Origin of the sequence: Gordonia zhenghanii (assembly GCF_021738965.1) — a bacterium.
Classification (GTDB): Bacteria; Actinomycetota; Actinomycetes; order Mycobacteriales; family Mycobacteriaceae; genus Gordonia; species Gordonia zhenghanii.
This window is the reverse complement of the sequence record NZ_JAKKOQ010000034.1, coordinates 1-1,330: the sequence shown is the minus strand read 5'-3', so window position 1 is coordinate 1,330 and position 1,330 is coordinate 1. Positions and strand designations below refer to the sequence as shown.

Genomic DNA, 1,330 nt, shown 5'->3' with positions numbered 1-1,330 from the left:
TGTCAAGACCCGGGTTTGTTAGAGACCGATCATTTGTTCTGTAGTGCAGGTTCAGTCTCGGTAGTAGTGTGCTGCTGCCAGTAGTGGTCCTCGATCTCGGTCGGTGGCCGGTGATCGAGCTCGCCGTGCAGACGACTGGTGTTGTACCAATGGACCCATTCGGCAGTCGCGATCTCCACGGCGTTCGTCGATCGCCACGGCCCCTTCCGGTAGATCAACTCGTGCTTGTACAGCGAGTTCAAGGCTTCGGCCATCGCGTTGTCATAGGAGTCCCCGCGCGAGCCGACCGAGGCGACGGCGCCGGCCTCGTCGAGGGCCTGCGTGTAGCGAATCGCCCGGTACTGCACGCCGCGATCGGAGTGATGAATTAGGCCGGTGATGTCGTGGCCGGCTCGACGACGCAGCCACAAGCCCATCGCCAACGCGTCGATCGCCAGGTCGGCGAACATGCGGGTCGAGGTCTGCCAACCGACGATCATCCTGGAGAACACGTCCAATACGAACGCGATATAGACCCAGCCGACGTCGGTCCGGACGTAGGTGATGTCGGCGACCCACAGCTGATTCGGCGCAGTCGCGCAGAACGCGCGGTCGACGAGATCAGCCGGGCGTTCGGTCTCGGCGGCGGGCTTGGTGGTGCGCGGAAACTTGCCGCGCACCACGCCACGTATCCCCAGCTCCCGGCACAGTCGTTCGACCGTGCACTTGGCGACCGGGATGCCTGTGCGAGCGAGATCGGCGCGGATCTTGCGGCGTCCGTAGATGCCGCCGGAATTTTCGTAGACGTCCATGATCTGTACCTTGAGTTCCTTGTCTCGCAGGGCTCGGGCCGATGGGGCGCGGCCACGGGCGGCGTAGTAGGTCGATGGCGCGATCGCGCATCCTGCCTCGGTAAGTGCAGTGCAGATCGCCTCAACAGGCCATCGATGACGGTGTGCGTCGATGAATTCGACGATCAGCGGCGTGGCCGGTCGAGCTCGGCCGCGAAGAAAGCCGACGCGGTCTTCAAGATCTCGTTCGCCCGCCGCAGTTCGGCGACTTCCTTCTCCAACTGGCGGATCCGTTCGATATCGGAAACGGTCTCCACACCAGGTGTCGCCGTCTGTCCTTCCTCGACGCGGCGGACCCAGTTCCGCAGGGTCTCAGGGTTGATGTCGAGTTGCTTGGCGATCCGCGCCAACGCTCCTGGCGCGGTCTCCGGATCCTTGCGGGCGTCGATGGCCATCCGCGTGGCACGATCCCGCAACTCCTTCGAGTACTTCGATGGGCGAGGCATGAAACAAGTGTCCCTTCCGGTAAAACCTGTCTCCATCAAACCCGGGACGATTCA

The 1,330-nt window shown here is 63.2% G+C and carries 1 pseudogene; it reads right to left on the bottom strand.

Going from position 1 to position 1,330, the window contains the following annotated elements:
- Window positions 1–29: 29 nt before the first annotated feature.
- Window positions 30–1,276 (bottom strand): annotated as a pseudogene (locus tag L5G32_RS19120) (IS3 family transposase).
- Window positions 1,277–1,330 lie beyond the last annotated feature (54 nt).